Source organism: Hubeiibacter jixunmingi (genome assembly GCF_041928215.1).
Taxonomy (GTDB): domain Bacteria; phylum Pseudomonadota; class Gammaproteobacteria; order Pseudomonadales; family Moraxellaceae; genus Acinetobacter.
The window spans coordinates 1-22268 of the sequence record NZ_JBHFHK010000020.1 but is presented as its reverse complement, the minus strand read 5'-3'; the positions used below and the strand labels follow the sequence as shown (position 1 = coordinate 22268).

Here is a 22268-nt window from a genome sequence, read left to right as displayed (position 1 = left end):
ATTTTTATCGTAAAAATCTTTGTCAAATAAGCATATTTTTTTAAAAAAGTAGCGTTTTTTATATCATTTTTGTTGAAATTGCGTATCATAGCGAGCAGTTTTATTTTAAGGATAACATCGGTTATGGCTGCTTGGTTTCCACAATGGCAAAAATATCAAGGCGATATTAACGTTCGCCCTGTTGCCACCAATGAATATTTACCCTTCTCACAAAGCCTAATCCTAGGCATACAACATGCTTTTGCAATGTTTGGTGCAACTGTACTCGCACCCTTATTAATGGGTTTTGACCCAAATTTGGCGATTCTATTGTCAGGTATCTGTACTATCCTCTTCTTCTTGATGACTGGCGGACGTGTGCCAAGTTATCTCGGTTCAAGTTTTGCCTTTATCGGTGTAGTTGCCGCAGCGACTGGGCATGCGACTGGTTCGGGTGCTAATCCTAATCTTGGCGTAGCACTCGGTGGTATCGTGGCGTGTGGTATCGTCTATGCGTTGATTGGTTTGAGCGTGATGGCTACAGGTACTCGCTGGATTGAAAAACTCATGCCTCCTGTGGTTACGGGTGCTGTAGTGATGATTATCGGTCTTAATCTTGCTCCAATCACGGTAAAATCCGTTGCAGGTCATCCATTCGATATGTGGATGGCGTTAGTAACGGTATTGTGTATGGGTAGCATTGCAGTATTTACCAAAGGTTTGTTGCAACGTCTGTTGTTATTGGTCGGTTTGGTGTTGTCTTATGTGATTTATGCCATCGTCACAAATGGTATGGGATTGGGCAAAGCCATTGATTTTTCAGCGATTGGTAATGCGGCGTGGTTTGGTTTACCGACTTTCCATAGCCCAACTTTTGACAGTAAAGCGATATTGATTATTGCGCCAGTGGCATTGATTTTGGTGGCAGAAAACTTAGGTCACATTAAAGCCGTAGGTGCGATGACAGGTGAAAACTTAACGCCGCAACTAGGTAAAGCATTCTTTGCAGACGGTGTGGCGACATCATTGTCAGGCGGTGTGGGTGCTCCAGGTATGACCACTTATGGTGAGAATATCGGTGTCATGGCGATTACCCGTGTCTATTCAACCATCGTGTTTGTATTGGCAGGTGTGTTTGCAGTATTTTTAGGTTTATCGCCAAAATTTGGTGCATTGATTGCGACTATTCCAGATGCGATTTTGACTGGTGCATCGATTGTGGTGTTTGGTTTAATTACCATTGCTGGTGCGAAAATTTGGATTGAAAACCAAGTCGATTTTGGTAAAAACAAAAACCTGATCGTGGCAGCAGTAACCATTATTTTGGGTGCAGGCAATTTTGAATTGACCTTTGGTGATTTTAATTTGGGCGGTATCGGTACAGCGACTTTTGCCGCGATTTTCTTAAACTGGTTATTTAGTTTAAAAGACCCGAGTTAATTTTTTAAAATTTATTCTGCGATACATAACAGCTAGGCTATAATGGTCTAGCTGTTTTATTTTGACTTGATTTTATGGGGTAATTTTGATGACTGAACAAAAGCAATTACAAGTGACCGATTTGCTACAAGGTACAGGCAAAACAGCGGTCAAAGGGGCTTTAATCACTGCACATTATACAGGTTATCTTGATGATGGCAGTATTTTCGATAGTTCGGTGCAGCGTGGTCGTCCATTTGAATGTGTGATTGGCACAGGGCGTGTGATTAAAGGTTGGGACTTAGGTGTGTTGGGTTTTGACAATGACATGGGCAAAGTCGCTGCCATGCAAGTCGGCGGTAAACGTCAGCTCAAAGTGCCATCGCATCTCGCCTATGGGGAACGCAGTATGGGCAAAATCACACCGCATTCTGATTTAACTTTTGAAATCGAATTGTTTGATGTTAAAACGCGTGATGAATAATCTAGGATAGATCTCATGCCAACCATCTGCTTAAATATGATTGTAAAAGACGAAAGTGCCATTATTGCCGACACTTTAGCCAATATTTTACAGCATTGCCCGATTGATTATTGGGTGATTGCAGATACAGGTTCGAGTGACAACACGGCTGAGATTATCCAAGATTTTTTTAACGAAAAAGGCATTGCAGGCGAATTATTGCATCATCCTTGGTGTAACTTTGAACACAATCGCCAGTTGGCATTAGATGCTACACTAGGTAAAAGTGATTATGTGTTATTTTTTGATGCTGATGATCGCTTTGTTGGGCAACCTTTACATCTACCCGCTCTAGATTGCGATGCTTATAATCTCAAGATGAGCAATGATCTAGATGCACTTCGTTGCTATAGCCGTTATCTACTGGTAAAAAATGATGGGCAATGGTATTGGTTAGGCGTAGTACATGAGCAGATCGTCAGTAAAAAAACCGATACTCAAATTGGTTTTTTGCAGGGTGATTATTTTGTATTATCAGGGCGAACTGGTGCACGCAATCGCAATCCACACAAATATCGTGATGATGCACTAATCCTTGCTGAAGCTTATCAAAATTATCAAGATAATCATCATAATATCAAATCACAGACTGCTTTTTTCTGTGCACAGTCATGGCGAGATTATGGAGATAATGCACAGGCAATACATTGGTACAAAATATGTTTAAGCTATAGTCAGCCCTATACTGAACTTAAACGTTATTTATTACTTTGGCTAGGGAAACTCTACTTACTACAAGAACAGCCTTTACTTGCATTAGACCATTGGTGGCAAGCTACTGCACAGCATCCGCAGCATGCTGAATCCTTTATGCATTTGGCAGAATATTATCTTGAGCATGGCTGCCCTGAGCTGGCATTTGATTTGTGTGAAAAAGCCATCAATATGCCGATGCCAGATCCTGCAAAAAGTTTTCACGTTGATAGCCCAGTACACATTTTTGCACCTGCTTATAACTTGGCACGCAGTGCAATGGCATTACAGCGACATGATACCGCCTACTATGCAGTGCGTCAGCTCTGTTATCTTGGGGAGTATCATGTTGCTATGACACGATTTACATTGGGTGTATTGGCACTTCTAATCGAGTACTATCAACAGGATACATCTGAGCATCAACAAGTAATACAGCGTTTTGTCAAAAACTTAAAACAAAATGATGATGAAACAATAAAGTTACAACAGCATTTTTTGAATTTGATTGCAGAGTGATTTATCATGTTCAATATTAAAGATTGTACTTTATGGAAGATTTAGGACTTTAAAATGAAAAAACGATTTATTGCAGTGCTGAGCTTGGCTTTGATATTTGGTTCAGTCAATACCCAAGCGAAAGATAATGTTATTCCCGATTTTAAAATTACTTTACAGCAAGCCCAAAAAGGTAATACCGAAGCACAGTTTAATGTAGGGGTAATGTATGGTACTGGCACAGGCGTAAAACAAGACGATGCACAAGCTGTTTACTGGTACACAAAAGCGATGCAACAAGGAAATATTCTCGCATTAAATAATCTTGGCTTGTTGTATGCCACAGGTTCTGGTGTGCCTAAAGATTATCAAAAAGCAAAACAACTTTTGGAAAATGCTGCAAATCACGGCTATTTGGAAGCTATTTACAATCTTGGTGTATTATACCTTAATCAGGATAAAACTATTCTAGATTACAGCAGAGCCTTTTTTTATTTTAAACAAGCTGCTGAAAAAGGATTTCTCAAAGCTCAATATCAACTTGCTGAAATCTATAGAGAAGGGAAATTTGTAGAGAAAGATATTGAGCAAGCAATCTATTGGTACACCAAGGCAGCCGAGCAAGGCGATGCTTTTTCCAAAAACGCATTAGGTGTCATCTACAAAAATGGCGAAAATGTAAAACAAGACTTTAAAAAAGCATTCCAATGGTTTAAACAGGCAGCAGAACAAGGACTAGACAGCGGACAAGCAAATCTTGCTATGATGTATAATTTTGGTTATGGTGTACCGAAAAATGACAAACAAGCAACCTATTGGTATAAGAAAGCAGCTGAACAAGGTTTAGCAGAAGCACAATATAATCTGGCTGTAAAGTATGATGATGGTCAAGGTATAAGACAAGACTATGCTCAAGCTTTATATTGGTATCAAAAAGCATCAGAACAAAATTTAGCTGTAGCTCAAAACAACCTTGCAATACTCTATGCTTTAGGTCGGGGTACGGCACGAGATAGAGTGATTGCTAAACAATGGTTTAAAAAAGCTTGCGATAATAGTCATAAAGAAGCTTGTAGAATAATGCAAGAATTGGACGAACTGTACAATTAAAATTGGATTCGCTCATCCATGCCATTTAAGGCATAGACATAGGCATCAACATAAAAATCGCCTTTTTCACTTTCTACCAATACCTGTACGACCAAGCGTTGGTAGCCTTCGCCTTCAAACTCGTCAATACGTTGCCAATGCTGATCCAAATCATCCGACTCAAAAATCTGTCCATGAACGATTTCACCGCTATCTTTTGGAATGATTGCAGGATAACCCAAAGCCGCTCCCCAACCATTGGGCAACAGAAGTCCTCGCATACTGGCTTTATACCATTTTCCTTGGATAGGTTTTAAAATATGGGCATTTTCACGGTCAGGGGCAAGTGTGCCATACACAAATAGCTTATTAATTGACATCAAATTTTCCTTTTCTATGGCTTAAAATAAATAAAAAAATAGGCAAGCCTAAATGCTTACCTATTCTATTTTATCTTATAAATGACAGCAATTATTTATTGCGTAAATCTTTACGCAAGATTTTACCGACATTTGATTTTGGCAATTCAGTCATAAACTCAACATAACGTGGACGTTTATAACCTGTTAGATTTTCTTTAGCATAAGCTAAAATCTCTTCTGCCGTTAGACTTGCATCCTTTTTGACGATAAATAATTTTGGCACTTCACCCGATTTATCATCAGGTACACCAATCGCCGCTACTTCCAATACTTTTGGATGACTTGCCACTACTTCTTCAATTTCGTTTGGATAAACGTTAAAGCCAGAAACCAAGATCATGTCTTTTTTACGATCCACGATTTTGAAATAGCCTTTCTCATCCATAATACCCATATCACCAGTACGGAAGAAACCATCTTTGGTCATGACTTTTTCGGTTTCATCTGGACGATTCCAATAACCTTTCATGACTTGCGGACCACGTACAGCGATTTCACCTGGAACAGGCTCGCCCTTATCATCCACCTGACCTGTGACATCATTGCCTTCTTCATCTAGCAAGATCACATCAGTTTGTGGAGCAGGAATACCAATCATACCCGAAAATTCGGTACGTGTTGGTGGATTGACCGTCACCAAAGGAGATGTTTCTGATAAACCATAACCTTCTGTGATAGATACGCCAGTGACTTCTTTCCACTTGCTTGCAGTCGCAGCAAGCACAGACATACCGCCACCGATTGCAACTTTTAGATTACTATGATCAAGCTTTTGGAAGTCTTTATGATGAACCACTGCATTAAACAATGTATTTACAGCAGGGAATAGTGCAGGACGATATTTTTCTAAATCTTTGACCAATGCAGGCAAATCACGTGGATTGGCAATCAATACGTTGCTCGCACCTTTATACATGCCATATAAGCCACAAACCGTGAAAGAAAAGATATGATACAGTGGCAATGCACACGCAAAATACTCGCCTTGCAAGGTTGCATTTTTACCAAAGCGACTTTCAAAGAAACTGTTTACTTGTAGCATATTTGCGATCAGATTGCGATGCGTGAGTTCCGCACCTTTAGACACGCCTGTGGTTCCGCCTGTATATTGAAGCACTGCGGTATCACTTAGACTGATTGTTGGACGCTTATAGCTTGATGCTGATTTTGATAATGCGTCTTTAAAATCCAGTGCATTGGTAATATTCCATGCAGGCACTTCTTTACGCACGTGACGCAGTACAAAATTAACAATGTTACCTTTTAGGAAACCAAGCATATCGCCAATACCTGTCACGATCACTTTTTTGACAGGCGTTTTATCTTGAATCGGCTCGAAAACGTGCGCGAAACGATCAACAGTAACCAATACTTCTGCACCCGAATCTTTAAGCTGATGCTCAAGCTCGCGTGTCGTATAGAGTGGATTGACATTGACCAATACACAACCTGAACGAATAATACCCAAAATCGCAATTGGATTCTGCAAGATATTCGGCATCATCAACGCAACACGCGAGCCTTTGCCCAAGCCCAAACTTTGCAAATAGGTAGCAAAACTAAGGCTGTATTGATCCAATTCAGCATAAGTAATCGCTTTATCCATAAATACGAACGCATCTTGTGATGCAAACTGCTTTAGACTTTTTTCAAAAATATCGATCAGAGATGTATTTTCCGATGGCAAAAAAATCTCTTTTTCAATGCCGTACTCTTTAAAGGTGTCTAACCAAACTCTATCCATATTTATGAACACTCCCGTATAATACAAAAAAAATGATGTAAGCCTTCCGATAAATTAGCACAGTTTGTATTACTTGGCGATATTAAAATATGCCATCTCTGTAGTGCAAAAGTAAAGCATTATCATTTAGATCACTTTTATCATCCAAAATCGGTAAAAATCGCAGAAATAGTCGCAAAGTTTGAGATTTTTACTTCAATTTATCTCATTTTCATTGCCAAATGCTCTGCCACAACAAAATTATGCGTAAAATTGGCATGAAATTTCTGACTTTGTAGTCAAATATTACACGACTAATTTGATATTCGGCGGTGATTTGTACGCTTATGCACTAAGCTAATCGAATAAATACTTCTTGCCCTTGACGTGATGCAATCGAGTTATAGCACGGCTCAATAGACACTTGGTCAAAATATTGCTCAAATAAGCTTTGATATTCTGCTCGATGTCCACCAAAAGGAGGATTTTTGGCAAAATCATCATCGAATAATAAACCAAATAATTCACCATGATTCTTGAGCAAAGAACGCATTTTTTTGGCATAAGCAGGTCGTAGACTCGGGTCAATCGCACAAAAGAAAGTCTGTTCAATAATAAAGTCAAATTGCACATCTACTGGATCTAGTTCAAAAAAATCTGTCTGAATTAAATATGCTTTAGGAAAACTCGGCACACGTTCAGCAAAGTTTTCTAAGGGTGTCTGTGCAATATCAACCACGATAACTTGCGTAAAACCTTGATGATGCAGATACTCGGCTTCATGGCTATTGCCTGCCCCTGCAATCAAAATACGACTATTTTTATCCACGCCTTTAGCAATCAGATGTTCAATATAAGCTTGAATCGGCGGTGAAATCGCCCCTAAATCCCAGCCTGTCGCTTTTGTGTCATAACGGTTTTGCCAATAATCCTGTGTCATCATTTTCTCCAAGCGTTCAAAAAATTACGCCAAATTCATCGCAGTGACTTTTTGATAACCATGCGGTAGCAATTTGCCCTTGGTCGCACGTTTCGCTACAAAGTTTGCCAAATCTTGCCCTTTTAGCGTCAAGTCACGTTTGCCAACTTGGATTTTTAGGGCATCGTTGTCCAGATTTAAAGCAGTGAGTGCCAATACTTTATCTTCGGCTTCAAGCTGAATCACTTTATTGCCCTTACCTTTGCTAAGCGATACCACATCATCTTGTGTAACAATCAATAACCGACCATTTTGCGTCAGTACCGCCAAATGGCTTTTTTCCGATTGCAATAATAGTGGTAAGGCTTGATAATTGTCCGCCACATTCAAAATCGCTTTACCTGCTTTGGCATTGGTATCCAATTGTTTTAATTCAGTTTTAAAACCATAACCTTGACTACTGATACAATAAATAATTTGCTCATCATCACCCATCAATACTTGGCTAAACTGCGTGCCTGATGCAGGGTTTAGTTTTGAGCTTAATGGCTCACCTTGTCCACGTGCAGACGGCAATTGATTGGCAGGCAAAGCAAAACTACGCCCGATATCCGTCCACAAATACACCCGTTGATTGGACTTGCCTTGCATATGACTTTGATATTCATCGCCACTACGATAGCTTAGATTTTGCACATCAATATCATGCCCTTTGGCGGCACGAATCCAACCTGCTTTGGATAACACCACGGTAATCGCATCAGCAGGCAATAGGTCTTGTTCTTGTATGGCACTGGCTTGCCCACGCTCGACCAATGGTGATTGACGTTCATCACCATATTTTTTGGCATCTTCTTTCAACTCATCAATCATCAATTTTTTTAGGCTATCAGGATTTTCCAATTGTTCACGAATCACTTCCGCCTTGGCTGCCAATTCGTCTTGTTCTTTGCGAATTTCCATTTCTTCCAAACGTGCCAAATGGCGTAATTTGAGCTCCAAAATGGCTTCGGCTTGCACTTCATCAATGCCAAAATGCGACATCAATACAGGTTTTGGCTTGTCTTCTTCACGGATGATTTTAATCACCGTATCAATATCCAAATAGGCAATCAACAAACCTGCCAAAATATGCAAACGCTTTTCGATTTTATCCAAATGATATTGCAAACGACGAGTAATGGTGTTTTTACGGATTTCAATCCACTCTAATAAAATCTGACGAATAGATTTGACTTGCGGACGACCATCTGCCCCAATCATATTGAGATTGACCCGATAGCTACTTTCCAAATCGGTGGTGGCAAACAAATGCCCCATCACCGCATCGGCATCGACCTTATTCGAACGCAATACCAGTACCAATCGAGTCGGGTGTTTATGATCCGATTCATCTCGCACATCAGTCAAAAATGGCAATTTTTTGGCTTGCATCTGATCAGCGATTTGGGTAATGATTTTTGAGCCCGATACTTGATAAGGCAAATGTTCGATAATAATTTCATTTTTTTCCAAGCGATACACTGCACGCATACGATAACTGCCACGCCCAGTGCTTTGTACTTTGAGTAATTCGGCTTGTGGGGTGATGATTTCCGCCTTGGTCGGCAAATCAGGTGCAGGGATAAATTGTTGTAATTGTTGGTCGTTTAATTCAGGTTTTTTAATCAGTTCTATTGTGCCTTTGACCACTTCACGCAAATTGTGCGGTGGAATATCGGTCGCCATGCCCACGGCAATCCCTGTTGTACCATTTAACAAAATATTCGGCAAACGTGCAGGCAAATGCACAGGCTCACGCAATGAACCATCAAAGTTATCTTGCCAATCGGTTGTTCCCTGCCCCAATTCTAATAATAAACTTTCGCTATAAGCAGAGAGTTTTGATTCGGTATAACGCATCGCCGCAAAAGATTTTGGATCATCAGGCGAACCCCAGTTGCCTTGCCCTTCAATCAATGGATAGCGATAACTAAAAGGCTGAGCCATCAATACCATGGCTTCATAACAAGCACTATCACCATGCGGATGATATTTACCAATTACATCACCCACGGTACGGGCGGATTTTTTTGGTTTGGTACTGGCTTTAAGACCCAATTCGCTCATGGCATACACGATACGACGTTGTACTGGTTTTAAGCCATCGCTAATATGCGGCAAGGCACGATCCATGATGACGTACATGGCATAGTTGAGATAAGCTTGCTCTGTAAATTCTGCCAGTGAACGGTTTTCTGTAGCTTGGGTATTTTGTGTAGTCATAAGACAATACAGTCAATCTAAAAATATCAGCAATAGTATAACCAAGAATAATTGCACTACCAAACAATCTTACGACAAAGCCAAAAATAAGCGACAGATGATGACGTTTTATTTATGACAATCTATGTTAAACTAGCATCATTGCAAAGCATCAAAGATATACAATTATGCACTGCCCATTTTGTAATACCCCTGATAGTAAAGTAATTGATTCACGCTTGGCAGCACATGGTGCACAAATTCGCCGTCGTCGTGAATGTTTAAATTGTTTAGAACGTTTTACCACTTTTGAAAGCTATGAAGTGGTGATGCCACGTGTCATCAAAGCCAATGGACGCAATGAACCTTTTGATGAACAAAAATTACGTCGCTCGCTGATGCACGCCCTACAAAAACGCCCTGTGACCCAAGAACAAATCGAAACCGCCTTATCTACCATTCAGAAACAAATTCGCAGTCTCGGCGAACGTGATATTCCATCGATGACTATAGGTGAAATTGTGATGCAAGCTTTGTATCAATTGGATCATGTTGCCTATATTCGTTTTGCTTCCGTTTATCAAGATTTTCAAAATGTCGATGCGTTTCGTTTGCATATTGAAAAAATGAACCAAAAAAATCAATCTGAATAAAAATTAAAGGAAAAAATAATGAAGAATCAATTACATGATTTTTTTATGCAACAAGCGTTAAATATGGCAGAAACTGCACGCTTTCGCACTCGCCCCAATCCTGCTGTTGGCTGTGTGATTGTCAAAGATGGCGAAATTGTTGGTCGTGGTGCAACCGCCCCAGTCGGTGGTTCACATGCTGAAGTCTATGCCTTAAAAGACGCAGGTGATAAAGCACACGGTGCAACCGCTTATGTAACGCTAGAGCCATGTGCCCATTATGGACGCACGCCACCTTGTGCCAATGCCTTAGTCAAAGCAGGCATAAAACAAGTGATTATTGCCACACTTGACCCCAATCCTTTGGTGGCAGGCAAAGGCGTACAGATTTTGCATGATGCAGGCATTATCACCGAAATCGGTATTTTAGAACAACAAGCTATCGCGCAAAATCAAGGTTTTCTCAAAGTCATGGCAGGTGGTTTGCCTTATATACGGTTAAAAATTGCCACCAGTTTGGATGGACGTACAGCGATGGCATCCGGTGAATCGAAATGGATAACGGGTGAATTTTCTCGGCAAGATGTGCAGTTTTGGCGTGCCAGCAGTGCTGCGGTGATGACAGGCATTGATACCATTTTGGCGGATGATGCCTTGCTGAATGTGCGTAGCCTATATGGTAAGCCATTGTCCGAATTAGATATTGATGTGGTTCAGCCTTATCGGATTATTTTAGATCGACAAGGGCGTTTGCCTTTGGATGCCAAAATTTTGAATCCTGAACACAGTGAAATTAAAAAAGTCATTGTCATGACCCCTTTTCGCCAAGAATTGGCAGATAAAGATGTGATTCAGCTCGATGTTATGCCACTTGATGAGTTATTATTGACCTTGAAAAAAGACTTTCAAATTTATGATATTTTGTTGGAATGTGGTGCAACACTGGCTACTGCATTTTTACAACACCAACTGGTCGATGAAGTGTTACAATATGTCGCTCCGATGTATTTGGGGCAAGATGCCCGTGCCCTAAATCAGCTCCATCTTGATACACTTTCCCAAGCTTTACACTTTGATGTACTTGAAATACAACAGCTTGAACGCGATATCCGTTTACGCTTAAAGCCTATTTATTGATACCCGATTATGACCCAAGACGCTTCGATTTATCACAAACGCCGCCATGCGGCTCGTACCACTGATGAATATTTATTTCATCAATTGGTACCTTATTTGGGCAACAAACGTCGTTTATTACACCTTATTTTGGAGGCGTTACAACTTACGGGTACATTGCCGATTGATCTTGATGATGCGGGTAATCCTGTCAAAGTACGTAAAAGTAAAAAGAATAATAAAGCACCCATTTTTGTAGATTTTTTTGCAGGTAGTGGCGTGGTATCACGTTTGGCACGTCAGCATGGTTATCGAGTGATTGCCAATGATTGGGAACCGTATAGCTATGCTTTGAATCATGCCTTATTGGCGTGTACCAGTGAGCCGAAATTTGCTCAGCTTGGCGGTTATGACAATGCCATCAATATGCTCAATCATTTACCCGAAGTCAAAGGTTGGGTGACACACAATCTTTGCCCACGCAATGATGATATTTATGACCCACAGCGTGATCGTTTATTTTTCAAAAGACGTAACGGTATGCGACTTGATGCCATGCGTCAGCAAATTGCTACATGGCAAGCCCAAGCGGTGATTGACCCTATAGAAATGAGTGCCTTGCTCGCACCATTGTTGTATTCTGCCAGTTTTGTCAGTAATACCAGTGGCGTATTTAAAAGCTTTCACCATGGTTGGGGCGGTAAGACACAGACTGCTTTAGAACGTATTGATTCGTTATTGTGGCTTAGCCCAAGTAAATTTTGTGATGTGGGCAATCACGCCCAATCCGCTGCCGAGATGTGGTGTGTTGATGCGCAATATCTTGCCAATCAAATGACCAATTTTGAAGTCGATGTGGCGTACTTAGACCCACCGTATAATCAACATGCTTATAGCAGTAATTATCATGTGTTAAATGCTTTGACATTGTGGGATCAAGTGGATTTGCCGCCACCCGATACCAAAGGCTATAAAAGTGGTATCGACCGTGCATGGCGTAAACAGCGTCCGAGTCCATATAACTCGTCAAAACATGCCCAAGAAGCTTATGAAAAATTACTTGCCAGCATTAATGCTCGCTATATTTTGACCAGTTATAGTACTGATGGCAATATTGCTGCCAAAGACGTGCTAGAGGCAAATTTAAAGCGTGGTCGAGTGACTTTGATTACCCAAGATGTGCCACGCTATCGGGTCAGCAAACAACGCCAATCCGATCGTGCGCGTGTGCTAGAGTTTATTGTCATTACTGATACTCATGCCAAATCAGGGCCGCCAATTCGCCAGTTATTGGGGCAATTGTACCATTCGGCAGAATTGGGCGGTGTGGATACCACAGGACCAAATACGCAATTGGATTTATGGTAATTGCAATCTTACAAATCAAGCAAAAATTAAGGTGAAACATGTTTACAGGTATTATCGAAAATGTCGGCAAAGTGCAAGCCATGCAAAATATTGGCGGTGATATCCGTTTAAATATTCATACTGATTTGGATATGTCGGATGTCAAATTGGGCGATTCTATTGCGACCAATGGTATTTGCTTGACGGTGATTGAATTTGGTCAAAATTACTATGTTGCTGATGTTTCTCGGGAAACCATTCAACGTAGTACCTTACAGCATTGGCAAGTAGGGCAAGCGGTGAATGTGGAAAAAGCCATGTTGCCGACCACTCGTTTTGGTGGGCATATTGTCAGTGGACATGTCGATGCTGTTGCAGAAATTACTTTGGTGCGTCATGACGCTCGTTCACTATATTTTGAAGTCACCTGCCCTCACGATTTGGCACGTTATTTGGCAGAAAAAGGCTCAATCACTGTCGATGGTATTAGTCTCACCATCAATCATTTGCGTGGCAGCATCGTGAGTTTAAACTTGATTCCCCATACTGCACAGCATACCAATATTGGCACTTGGGTAGTGGGACGTAAAGTGAATATTGAGGTAGATATCTTGGCACGTTATATCGAACGTTTATTACTGGGCGATAAAGCTACACAAGTAGACAACCCAAGCTCAAAATTGGATATGTCTTTTTTGGCGGAAAATGGTTTTCTAAAATAATCAATTATTCTGATCAGAAGCCTTTCATAAAAAATCGGTGAGATGGCTTCGGATTTTTTCAGTAGTGAATTTTTATACGAAAATGATGTGTTTTCAAAAATCATAGACAAAAAAAACCTAGACCTTAGGGATGACGGTCTAGGTAGAAAAACAATCTAAAATATACTGCTAAGCAATATAATCTAGATGCTTAAGGGATGGTTGCATTATAGCGAAATCCATCATGATGCCAAGTTTTCTTTTGTGAAAATTTATTGAAAAAATAGATAGTTATGTAACACTTAAATTATTTTATGACTTCCAAATGGCTAAAATTTGTCTATTTACGTAACACAGTTCCCGTTCGAGAATCAATAATGCGACTTGGTTCACTACTCTGTCCTAATAATCCGTTTACAATAAAAATACCTGAAAAATAATCTTTCACTTGCTGTTTTGTGGTTGCAGGCGGTCGTCCTGATGGATTAGCACTTGTCGATACCAATAAGTGCCCCAAAGTTTGACATATATCTCGGCTAAGTGGATGTTGTGTCACTCTTACAGCGATACTATCATGTTGTCCCGTAATCCATGATGGAATACTCGAATGGCTAGGTACAATCCATGTCGTAGCACGCTCATGCATACTCACCTGCCAAGATTTTAACATTTGTTTTTGTATATTTTTTGGCAAATCTTGTAATAAAGGCATCAGCATATCAACATCATGGCTGATAAGAATGACGCCTTTTTCCACAGGACGCTGTTTTAGTGCTAATAATCTGTCAAAAGCGTCTTTTTGATAAGGATCACAGCCCAAGCCCCACACAGCTTCTGTGGGGTAGGCCAACACCTCACCTCGCCGAATCAGGCTCACTGCGTCTGATACATCGTTAATTTCGTAGTCTGTGACTGGTTTTTGCATATTCATTTGGCTCAAATTCTGACATAACGCCCTGCATGTGCTTTACACACACCTAATAATTCTAATTCTAACAAAGCCACGTTTAACTCGCTAATACCAATATTTAATGATATAGCCAAATCATCGACTGAAATGCCTGTCCAATCAATTTTTTGATAAATATCCTGCAAATGCAATGGAATATCTATTGGTTGCTCAACTTTTTCAGCTGATATTGCTTGTGTTGCTGTTTGAGGCTGACGCATCGTTGAATTTGTATTTGCGTTTGATGCTTTCTTTCTTGTTGGTGCGGTGGATACAGGTCGATAATGGGCGATATCAAACATGGTTAGGTCTTCAATCACTTGATTTGGCTGATCAACAAGTGTGGCTCCTTCACGAATAAGCTGATGGCAACCTTGATGATATTGACTATAAATATGCCCAGGAATAGCAAACACCTGCTTACCTTGCTCTAATGCTGCTTTGGCAGTGATCAACGAACCACTCTTTAATCCTGCTTCGATCACCAAAGTACCTAGACTCATACCACTAATAATACGATTACGACGAGGGAAATTGGCTTTATGAGGTGGGGTAAACGGTAAAAACTCACTCATTACCGCACCACCTGCATCAATAATATTTTGCCATAATGCCAAATGCTCACTTGGATAACATTCGTCTAAGCCTGTTGCAATCACAGCGATAGTTTTACCTTGTTTGATCGCACCACGGTGTGCTGCTGCATCAATACCACTTGCTAAGCCACTGACGGTAATAAAGTTTTGACTGGAAAAATAATCGGCAAAATCAAATGCAACTTTGCCACCTTGTGGACTAATTTGTCGGCTACCGACTATAGCGATCTGTGCCTGATTAAGAATACGTGCATCGCCACGCACAAATAGCATAGGCGGTTTGTCTTCATAAGGTTGTAGCGATTGCGGATAATCTTCATCATCACAGAACAATACATCATCACAAAATCGTGACAAACAATCTAAACGATGCTGAAAATTTTGTTGTCCTTGCGGCGTAAAATGTTGCTGTAAACGTTCGATATGATTTTTATGTAAATTTAACTGTTGCCAAGTCTTGATGCTGTCTGGTCTAAGTGCCAAGCTGATATCGTCAAAATATGCCGTGATTTTGTTATAACTACTTAAGGAATGCTGTAGCAAGTGCCAAAGGCAAATACGATTAATCTGTTCACTGTTTAGTGTTTGCATGATGACACTCCTTTGATTCACCTATAGTGAGAAAACACATAAAAATATAGCCAGCCTAGGCTGACTATATTCTACAATATTCGTGACTAAGCGTCGTGATTATTCCATTGGTGTTGCTAATCTTGCACCCAAACGGATTGGACCACTGCTGTCAGTCACATAAGCATAGCTCATGTTATCAAACGTTTTGAACACTAGAGCATGACCAATTTCTTCATCAGGCAGACGCACTTGTTCACCTGTTTTTGGATCTGTACTCATCTCGCCACGTTGTTGTAGTGAGAATAAATGTCCTAGATCCACACCGTGTTGTGTACCACGGTTGATTGTTACGATGCTATTGACACCTGCAACATTAACCCCATCAACGACACGCACCACTGAACCACCATCTACAATACCTTTGGCTGGAATTGGCTGGAATACAGTTGGTAAATACGTATCGTACACAGGCATCACAACATCGCCTTTGCGTACTTCTTTTTCATTGGCTAAAATTTCAAAAGTATAGACACCGTTTTGCTCGCCAGTGATGGCACCTTCAGCAACTTGGCTATACTCTTTTGCTACAACAGTTTCTTTACCTTTGTCACCCTTAACAGTGTATGGGTCATTCTCACGATAAATGCCATAGCGTTGACCAACATTCAAGCCATTACCACGTAAATAAACCTTGTCGCCACGTGCTGCGATCACACGTTGCTCTGTCATCCCAACAACATAAGGTAAATTCGTGCTTGCTTCTGGTGAAAGGATAACGCCTTTTTCAAGCCAGTTACGAATGTTTTCCAAAGGAATTAATGGGATAGCATTATTCAATGCTTCGACACGGATTTTCGCACTTGCTGCTGGTGCAGGTGTACCTGTAGCACGACGAATGATACCCGTACAGCCGTCACCTTCATCACGACCAATGAGTGGCTTACCATTCACTGTACATAACAAGATGCGGTCACCTGGATAAATCAAATGTGGATTACGAATCTGACGGTTCGCAGCCCAAATTGTTGGCCATTGCCATGGCTTATTTAAAAAGCGACCTGCAATTGCCCACAAAGTATCCCCTTTCTTCACCACATATACATTTGGTGCATCAGCACGCAATGTAGATTGGTTCGGACTTTTGGCTTGTACATCGGCAACAACGCCAAAGCTCAAGCCAGCAAAAATTGCCCATGCGACAGCATTTTGTTTGAACATATTTTTCAATGCTACTTTTGAGCTGTCCAATGATTTTTTCATTATCATCATTCCTAATAATGCGTTTGTCAGAGAATTATACTATAATTTATCTGCGATACCTACTTTTTCGCCATATGTTTTGTACTTTTTTATCATTTTGTTGAGCATTAATTATGGCTTTACTTCCTATTTTGAGTTATCCCCATCCTAGATTACGTTTGATTGCCGAACCTATCGCAGAGATCAATGACGACATCCGTAAGCTTGCACAAGATATGTTGGAAACCATGTATGATGCACCAGGTATCGGTCTCGCTGCCAGCCAAGTCGATCGACATATTCAGCTGATTGTGATGGATTTGTCCGAGGATCAGAGCGAACCCCGTGTATTTATTAATCCTGTGATCACACCACTTACCGATGAGTTGTACTGTTATAAAGAAGGATGTTTGTCTATTCCTGAGGTTTTTGACGATGTGGAACGTCCTGCACGTGTAAATATTAAAGCCTTAGATTTAGACGGTAATGCTATGGATATTGACGCAGATGGTTTACTGGCTGTATGTATCCAACACGAAATGGATCATTTAAATGGCAAATTATTTGTAGATTATTTATCTCAATTAAAGCGTAACCGTGCCAAAGCCAAAGTAGAAAAAGTCATTAAGCAACGTGAAAAAAAAGCACAAAAATAAAATGATTTAAAAAAAGCCATGTGATATTTAGCTCACATGGCTTTTTTTATGATAAACACCGCAAAATTAAATACCTATGGTATTTTCATCAAGTAATGTTCCATATTGCTTATCATGTACAGCAAGTGTTTCTAGCACAGAGCATAAGGCATTATCATAATCTACTTCTTTATGCTTACCCAAAGCCGATTTGTTTACCCCATAGGTCTTAAAGATTTCTTGGGTATTAAAATAACCACCATCAGCAAAGGTAATATTCAGACTAGAATGATCTCCACCCACGAAGAAATCTTGAATGGTCAGTTGATCGGTTGAACCTGACACTTTCAACACCAAATTATTGCCCTGTTTTTCAAGGTTTTGTGAGACTTGAGCAAAGCTAATACCATCAAAATACACATTATCCAAACCGCCTTCTACATTAATCAAGGTATCTTTGCCAAAACCTGCTTTAAAATAATACAAGTCATCGCCTGCACCGCCGACCAAGGTATCATTACCGCTGCCACCGATCAGAATATCGTTGCCATCGCCACCGTATAGTTTATCGTCACCAGCACCGCCATGTAAAATGTCATTGCCTTTACCGCCCCAAAGTTTATCGTGTCCACGACCACCATTGAGTTCGTCATGACCTTTACCACCGAATAAATAATCGTCTTTGTCACCAGAGACAAAATGTGTATTCGCATCATTTAGACCGATCGCAAATTGGGTTTTATGATTATCTAAAGCATGACCATGCGTATCGGTCAACGAAATATTCCACTGAGACAATTTGTTATACACACTATCGTCAAATGGCATACCATAATCGGCTTTAATTTTCATTGATAGCCATGTGTTTGTATATGAATTAGCTTTGACTTCATTGGCTTGTAACAAATCATCGCCTAATGCAGTCGTGTATTGTATTAAACCATTGGTATTGCTAAAGAAATTCTTTGGGATATAACCTTGTTTGTTATGGTCCTGATGATAGTACCAATCCAAAGATTGTACAATCACAGCATCATACATGGCATCATATTCGGTTTGACTAAATTTACCTTTATATGGTTTGAGTGTATCGGCAATGCTTTTTAAATCTTGTCCAAAACGAGATAGAAGTGAAACATCTTGATACTTAAATGATAAGCCTGTCTTATCACCCGTTACATAGTCTTTGCCACCTCCCAGTGTTGTGCCAATATGCGAACGGACTAATTTACTTAAAAAGTTTTGATGGGTATCAAACATCTTATAGTGATATAGCTGTCTATCTAATACAAGCTTCATGGTATTGATATTGGCATTATTACCTGTGCCTGTGTCTTTCCCTATATCATGTAAAGTCAAATAGTTTTCAAAATTTTCATCCAATAGTGCGGCAGCCAACAGCGTTGGACTATGCTTTTTATCTGCATTGATCGGATTTTTGGTTAAAGATGTACTGCCTGATAACACATGCTCATTATCAACGATAGGCGACAATATACCATTTAAATATGCCTCTAACATTTCACCTTTGACCGCAGTCGCTGAAATATTTTCTGCACGCTCCTGCCACATACTTGGGGTATATTTGGCAAAATCAGCATCTATCTTACTGATCGTGCCATCGGCTAGTGCTTTTTGTACGGCTTGTTTTGCTGCCGATAAGGTTGATGATCCAACTGTAGAATCTAATACTGAACTTTTAAATTGTGCTGGATCAAAAGCATAGCTCGGTCGATTAAACCATACACTCATCACGGATGCCAACCCACCACCTAGGCTTTGACCTGTAAAAGTAATCTGGGCATTTGGATAAGCTTCCTTAACCTGATGATAAAATATAGCCGCTTGTGCCAAATGACCTTGATCACCTGTGCCTAAGCTTTTACCTAATGCAGATGAAAGATTGCCAAAAATCCAATCATTGATATCTTTGGGTTGTGTTCCTGCAAAGGCAATTACGACTTCATTACTGCCCTCTTTTTGATAAGCACGAGCGGTAAAGCCTTTATGTAAGTCATTGTCTTTGCCTGACCCAATTGAACCACTGACTTCGAATGTCTTTCCTGATTTGTCAGTAAGTATTGACCAGCCTTGTGGCACTGGTGTCCAGTTGGCGTTTTGATAATTGGGATTGGCAGCTGTGCCTGTGTTGTTGTCAGTTCGTACATCCCAATACACGCTATCAGCTAGGATGGCATAGATTGATTTCATTTGATTGCTGATGTTTTTCATAAAAACGCTCCGCTGTTAGTTGTTTTTAACCGATTTTCCAAAAAACTGTCCAAATGTTTTTTGCGTACTTTTCATTTGGAGTTTTTGTTGCCATGAGAGAGTTTTGCCATCTAGCTCAAATGGCGGTGTACTGATATTCAGCAACCCTCTGGTGTCCATAACATTAAAGTTTGAATGCGTACTCAGATCGTCCAAACTCTTTTTGACAAAGCCCTGCTGATCCAATGCGTACAGATAAGCTGAGTGTTGTATAAACTGCCCTTTACCCTCCACACATTGCCCTGTAATGACATCGTATATGCCATCTTTTGGTGAAGCACATGCACGTACTGCACCATAGATATACCAAACCGAATTTTGCTTATCGATGTATTCAAAGGCATGTTCGGCGTTGTTAAAAAATACTGTTTGCCTACCAATATTTTCAAATCCTGTGTCCCAGCTCACCTCTACCTGTGTTGGTACATAGCTATGCTCTAATGCCCCTGCATCACCTAATGCACCACTCGCTAGAGCATAGTGCCGTTTGATATGTACCCAAAACAAGCTACCGTCATAAAGTTTGACCTGTTCATCGTATTCAATTACTTTATTTTTGGGCGATGTTGCGAGCGTACTGCATGCCGTTAATGCTGTGACCAGCGTCATCAAGATAGGTATCAATATGTGTTTTATCACTGTAAAATCTCTTTTCGGATGAAAAAGTAAGCTCATCTTTGGTTTAAGTTTGCCTATTCTAGCACTCCACACATACAAAAATGATACTTAATAATGTGATCTATCGCACATATTGGAACAAAAAAAATAATCTATACTTAAATAATAAGGATTACAATAAAATAGTTGTTTACTTTTTGTAACAAAAAAATCCCTTATTATTTCTAACTATAAATTTAAACATATGACATTGAAAAATAATATTTTTTATCAATAAAATTATTTTTTTAATTTAAACAAATAATTTATTTTGCTCAAATTTTAAAAAAATTGCGAAGTTAATAGACTAATGAATATTCAAAAAAATTATACAATGTTATAATAATGTTTCTGACGAGTATCAAATGAAATTGCTTTAACACCATTTTGAGGGTAACAAATCGTGTTTCGTAAGCAACGACTTTATCTAAGCTCGTCCTTAATCGACTTTTAATTTTTTTTCATTAAACGCTTTTTACTCTCAAGAAAAGACGTTGTTATGGTTATTTAAAATTTGATTTTCTTATCAAAATTATGGAGTAATTTTATGAAATTTGGTGTAATGAATATTGTCGCTATCAGCTTATTTCTGATGACAGGCTGTGATAAAACACCTAATAGCAATGGTCAAAAAGTTGAAAGCAGTGCAACTCAGACTAGCTCTACCTCTGCAAGTTCACCTGATGCTGGTCAGCAAGCGGCATCAAACTCAGCTTCTGGCAAAAAGTATGTTGTTGCGACAGATTCTAACTATGCACCTTTCGCCAATTTGGATGAAAGAGGCAATCCAATGGGTTATGACATTGATGTCATCAAAGCAGTTGCAGAAAAAGCAGGTATTCAAGTAGACGTCATTCCTGTAAACTGGTCAGAATTCCCAGTAGCACTGAATAATGGCAAAGTGGATATGTGGATTGCAGGGATTTCAATCACTGACGAGAGAAAAGGTGTGATTGATTATAGCGAACCATATTTGAGCTACAAAACTGGCGTTGCGACCAAAAGCGATGAAAAAGGCAATGCTATTAACCAATCAAATTTGGGTTCTCAAAGATTGGTTGCCTTAAGTGGTACAGTTAATTACGACTATGCTAAAAGTATTGCGTCTAGTCCAAATAACTTAAAAGGTGTTGGTACGACATTCTTAGGTATAAAAGACATCATCACGGGTACGTCTGATGCCTTTATCAATAATGACAAGGTTTTGCAGTACTATATCAAACAGCATCCTGAAGGCGGTTTGAGATTGTTTAACATCGAAACTGGTAAAGGAGAAATAAACGTTGGTATCGCTGTGAAGAAAGGCAATGCAGAGCTTGTGCAAAAGCTTAATCAAGGTCTAAACACGATCAAACAAGATGGTACTTATAACAAAATCAATGAAAAATGGTTTGGTCAATAATCTATCTTTGACATTGTTAAAATAAAAATTTAGGGCTGAGTGGATTGGCAGATATGCTGATTTGATTCAGCCTCTAAATTTTATGTTCAGTAAGCACGAGCGGTAAAGCCATTTGGGTTCAATGCCCCAAAGCCTGAATGACTACGCTCTTCAATCACTTTCCAGTCCGATGGCACTGGTGTTCAGTTAGAGTCATTGTTGTTTACTGTTACCTTTTTTCTAATATCCCGATATACGCTGTCTGCTAAATATGCATAATCTGAAAGAAATTTATTTGAATTACTCATAAGTATATCTCCACATTAATAATTTGAGTATTGTTTTACAAAAGCATAGTAGCTTTCATCGAATTTCTCAGGGCAAGTCTCTTTACCTAAAAACAAGTCCATAACATCAGAAAGTTCAGCTATGCCTTTAGATGTTTTTGTGTAACCAACAAATCTAACCAAAGCTTTTTGGTTGGATATGTCAACAACCATATGCTCTGACTTGAATATGTGTTTATTAATATATGTAGATTTATAATATTCTTTCACTCTACTATTTTCCAAATTACCTTTTAAATAGGGCGTGTTGACAATTAACGCAAATTGATTATTGTTGCAGCCAGATAGATATTAGCAGCAAAAGATTCATCGGTT

General features: G+C 39.7%; 20 protein-coding genes. 10 read left to right on the top strand and 10 right to left on the bottom strand.

The genetic code is table 11. The features are described from left to right. Window positions 1-123: 123 nt before the first annotated feature. The 4 genes from ACEYX7_RS04750 (at window position 124) to ACEYX7_RS04735 (ending at window position 4222) form a co-directional block, all read left to right on the top strand. Window positions 124-1419 carry a solute carrier family 23 protein gene (locus ACEYX7_RS04750; protein WP_374804980.1) on the top strand — a complete coding sequence of 432 codons (1296 nt, stop codon included), beginning with the start codon at window positions 124-126 and terminating at the stop codon, window positions 1417-1419. 88 nt (window positions 1420-1507) lie between these two features. Beyond that, the gene (locus ACEYX7_RS04745; protein ID WP_374804979.1) at window positions 1508-1882 is read left to right on the top strand and encodes an FKBP-type peptidyl-prolyl cis-trans isomerase; all 375 of its coding nucleotides are present in this window, start codon (window positions 1508-1510) and stop codon (window positions 1880-1882) included. Window positions 1883-1897: 15 nt separating this feature from the next. Then, window positions 1898-3133 carry a glycosyltransferase gene (locus tag ACEYX7_RS04740; protein WP_374900256.1) on the top strand — a complete coding sequence of 412 codons (1236 nt, stop codon included), beginning with the start codon at window positions 1898-1900 and terminating at the stop codon, window positions 3131-3133. Between the two features lie 54 nt (window positions 3134-3187). Next, a complete protein-coding gene (locus ACEYX7_RS04735) occupies window positions 3188-4222 on the top strand; it encodes an SEL1-like repeat protein (protein WP_374900255.1) in 1035 nt (344 codons plus the stop codon). Here the strand turns inward: ACEYX7_RS04735 and ACEYX7_RS04730 are convergent. The 4 genes from ACEYX7_RS04730 to parC all read right to left on the bottom strand — a co-directional run bounded on the left by ACEYX7_RS04730 (window position 4219) and on the right by parC (window position 9530). Continuing rightward, window positions 4219-4581 carry a gamma-glutamylcyclotransferase family protein gene (locus ACEYX7_RS04730; RefSeq protein ID WP_374803694.1) on the bottom strand — a complete coding sequence of 121 codons (363 nt, stop codon included), beginning with the start codon at window positions 4579-4581 and terminating at the stop codon, window positions 4219-4221. The two genes, ACEYX7_RS04735 and ACEYX7_RS04730, sit on opposite strands and share 4 nt — an antisense overlap. Window positions 4582-4672: 91 nt before the next feature. Continuing rightward, on the bottom strand, window positions 4673-6367 hold the full coding sequence (locus tag ACEYX7_RS04725; protein WP_374806598.1) for an AMP-binding protein: 1695 nt from the start codon (window positions 6365-6367) through the stop codon (window positions 4673-4675). A 331-nt stretch (window positions 6368-6698) separates the two neighbouring features. After that, the gene (locus ACEYX7_RS04720) at window positions 6699-7286 is read right to left on the bottom strand and encodes a methyltransferase domain-containing protein (protein ID WP_374803690.1); all 588 of its coding nucleotides are present in this window, start codon (window positions 7284-7286) and stop codon (window positions 6699-6701) included. A 24-nt stretch (window positions 7287-7310) separates the two neighbouring features. Further along, complete coding sequence (parC, locus tag ACEYX7_RS04715) at window positions 7311-9530, bottom strand: DNA topoisomerase IV subunit A (RefSeq protein WP_374900254.1); 2220 nt, start codon at window positions 9528-9530, stop codon at window positions 7311-7313. Between the two features lie 167 nt (window positions 9531-9697). Here parC and nrdR point away from each other — a divergent pair, with 167 nt between their 5' ends. The 4 genes from nrdR to ACEYX7_RS04695 are packed head-to-tail and all read left to right on the top strand — an operon-like array spanning window position 9698 to window position 13326. Further along, window positions 9698-10162: a transcriptional regulator NrdR gene (gene nrdR / locus ACEYX7_RS04710; RefSeq protein ID WP_374803686.1), complete on the top strand. Its 465-nt coding sequence runs from the start codon at window positions 9698-9700 to the stop codon at window positions 10160-10162. An 18-nt stretch (window positions 10163-10180) separates the two neighbouring features. Further along, the gene (ribD, locus tag ACEYX7_RS04705) at window positions 10181-11278 is read left to right on the top strand and encodes a bifunctional diaminohydroxyphosphoribosylaminopyrimidine deaminase/5-amino-6-(5-phosphoribosylamino)uracil reductase RibD (RefSeq protein WP_374803684.1); all 1098 of its coding nucleotides are present in this window, start codon (window positions 10181-10183) and stop codon (window positions 11276-11278) included. Between the two features lie 9 nt (window positions 11279-11287). Further along, the gene (locus tag ACEYX7_RS04700) at window positions 11288-12625 is read left to right on the top strand and encodes a DNA adenine methylase (protein ID WP_374803682.1); all 1338 of its coding nucleotides are present in this window, start codon (window positions 11288-11290) and stop codon (window positions 12623-12625) included. A gap of 38 nt (window positions 12626-12663) precedes the next feature. Then, window positions 12664-13326, top strand: coding sequence for a riboflavin synthase (locus tag ACEYX7_RS04695; RefSeq protein ID WP_374803680.1), 663 nt, complete (start codon window positions 12664-12666; stop codon window positions 13324-13326). A gap of 319 nt (window positions 13327-13645) precedes the next feature. Here the strand turns inward: ACEYX7_RS04695 and tsaC are convergent, their stop codons facing one another. The 3 genes from tsaC to ACEYX7_RS04680 form a co-directional block, all read right to left on the bottom strand. Beyond that, on the bottom strand, window positions 13646-14236 hold the full coding sequence (tsaC, locus tag ACEYX7_RS04690; protein ID WP_374806596.1) for an L-threonylcarbamoyladenylate synthase type 1 TsaC: 591 nt from the start codon (window positions 14234-14236) through the stop codon (window positions 13646-13648). A 5-nt stretch (window positions 14237-14241) separates the two neighbouring features. Continuing rightward, window positions 14242-15444, bottom strand: a complete 1203-nt coding sequence (gene dprA / locus ACEYX7_RS04685) for a DNA-processing protein DprA (RefSeq protein ID WP_374803699.1) — start codon at window positions 15442-15444, stop codon at window positions 14242-14244. Window positions 15445-15540: 96 nt separating this feature from the next. After that, entirely contained in the window at window positions 15541-16683 is a 1143-nt protein-coding gene (locus tag ACEYX7_RS04680) for a LysM peptidoglycan-binding domain-containing protein (protein WP_374803676.1), read from the bottom strand. A gap of 113 nt (window positions 16684-16796) precedes the next feature. On the opposite strand from ACEYX7_RS04680, the gene def reads away from it, so the two are divergent. After that, window positions 16797-17318 carry a peptide deformylase gene (gene def, locus ACEYX7_RS04675; protein ID WP_374803674.1) on the top strand — a complete coding sequence of 174 codons (522 nt, stop codon included), beginning with the start codon at window positions 16797-16799 and terminating at the stop codon, window positions 17316-17318. Window positions 17319-17384: 66 nt separating this feature from the next. Here def and ACEYX7_RS04670 read toward each other — a convergent pair whose 3' ends face one another. Both ACEYX7_RS04670 and ACEYX7_RS04665 read right to left on the bottom strand, forming a co-directional pair. Beyond that, window positions 17385-19529: an alpha/beta hydrolase family protein gene (locus ACEYX7_RS04670; protein WP_374803672.1), complete on the bottom strand. Its 2145-nt coding sequence runs from the start codon at window positions 19527-19529 to the stop codon at window positions 17385-17387. Window positions 19530-19544: 15 nt separating this feature from the next. Beyond that, entirely contained in the window at window positions 19545-20180 is a 636-nt protein-coding gene (locus tag ACEYX7_RS04665; RefSeq protein ID WP_374803670.1) for a hypothetical protein, read from the bottom strand. A gap of 592 nt (window positions 20181-20772) precedes the next feature. Here ACEYX7_RS04665 and ACEYX7_RS04660 point away from each other — a divergent pair. After that, window positions 20773-21627 (top strand): ABC transporter substrate-binding protein, encoded by an 855-nt coding sequence (locus tag ACEYX7_RS04660; RefSeq protein ID WP_374803668.1) that lies wholly within the window; start codon window positions 20773-20775, stop codon window positions 21625-21627. A gap of 302 nt (window positions 21628-21929) precedes the next feature. Here ACEYX7_RS04660 and ACEYX7_RS04655 read toward each other — a convergent pair whose 3' ends face one another. Further along, window positions 21930-22163, bottom strand: coding sequence for a hypothetical protein (locus ACEYX7_RS04655; RefSeq protein WP_374900253.1), 234 nt, complete (start codon window positions 22161-22163; stop codon window positions 21930-21932). Window positions 22164-22268 lie beyond the last annotated feature (105 nt).

Bases quoted from the DNA above. Each gene is read 5' to 3' on its own strand.
- ribD (WP_374803684.1), top strand. From the start codon at position 10,181: ATGAAGAATCAATTACATGATTTTTTTATGCAACAAGCGTTAAATATG.
- ACEYX7_RS04750 (WP_374804980.1), top strand. From the start codon at position 124: ATGGCTGCTTGGTTTCCACAATGGCAAAAATATCAAGGCGATATTAAC.
- ACEYX7_RS04725 (WP_374806598.1), bottom strand. From the start codon at position 6,367: ATGGATAGAGTTTGGTTAGACACCTTTAAAGAGTACGGCATTGAAAAA.
- ACEYX7_RS04660 (WP_374803668.1), top strand. From the start codon at position 20,773: ATGAAATTTGGTGTAATGAATATTGTCGCTATCAGCTTATTTCTGATG.
- ACEYX7_RS04745 (WP_374804979.1), top strand. From the start codon at position 1,508: ATGACTGAACAAAAGCAATTACAAGTGACCGATTTGCTACAAGGTACA.
- ACEYX7_RS04740 (WP_374900256.1), top strand. From the start codon at position 1,898: ATGCCAACCATCTGCTTAAATATGATTGTAAAAGACGAAAGTGCCATT.
- tsaC (WP_374806596.1), bottom strand. From the start codon at position 14,236: ATGAATATGCAAAAACCAGTCACAGACTACGAAATTAACGATGTATCA.
- def (WP_374803674.1), top strand. From the start codon at position 16,797: ATGGCTTTACTTCCTATTTTGAGTTATCCCCATCCTAGATTACGTTTG.
- ACEYX7_RS04720 (WP_374803690.1), bottom strand. From the start codon at position 7,286: ATGACACAGGATTATTGGCAAAACCGTTATGACACAAAAGCGACAGGC.
- ACEYX7_RS04670 (WP_374803672.1), bottom strand. From the start codon at position 19,529: ATGAAAAACATCAGCAATCAAATGAAATCAATCTATGCCATCCTAGCT.
- ACEYX7_RS04695 (WP_374803680.1), top strand. From the start codon at position 12,664: ATGTTTACAGGTATTATCGAAAATGTCGGCAAAGTGCAAGCCATGCAA.
- parC (WP_374900254.1), bottom strand. From the start codon at position 9,530: ATGACTACACAAAATACCCAAGCTACAGAAAACCGTTCACTGGCAGAA.
- ACEYX7_RS04730 (WP_374803694.1), bottom strand. From the start codon at position 4,581: ATGTCAATTAATAAGCTATTTGTGTATGGCACACTTGCCCCTGACCGT.
- ACEYX7_RS04735 (WP_374900255.1), top strand. From the start codon at position 3,188: ATGAAAAAACGATTTATTGCAGTGCTGAGCTTGGCTTTGATATTTGGT.
- ACEYX7_RS04680 (WP_374803676.1), bottom strand. From the start codon at position 16,683: ATGAAAAAATCATTGGACAGCTCAAAAGTAGCATTGAAAAATATGTTC.
- ACEYX7_RS04700 (WP_374803682.1), top strand. From the start codon at position 11,288: ATGACCCAAGACGCTTCGATTTATCACAAACGCCGCCATGCGGCTCGT.
- nrdR (WP_374803686.1), top strand. From the start codon at position 9,698: ATGCACTGCCCATTTTGTAATACCCCTGATAGTAAAGTAATTGATTCA.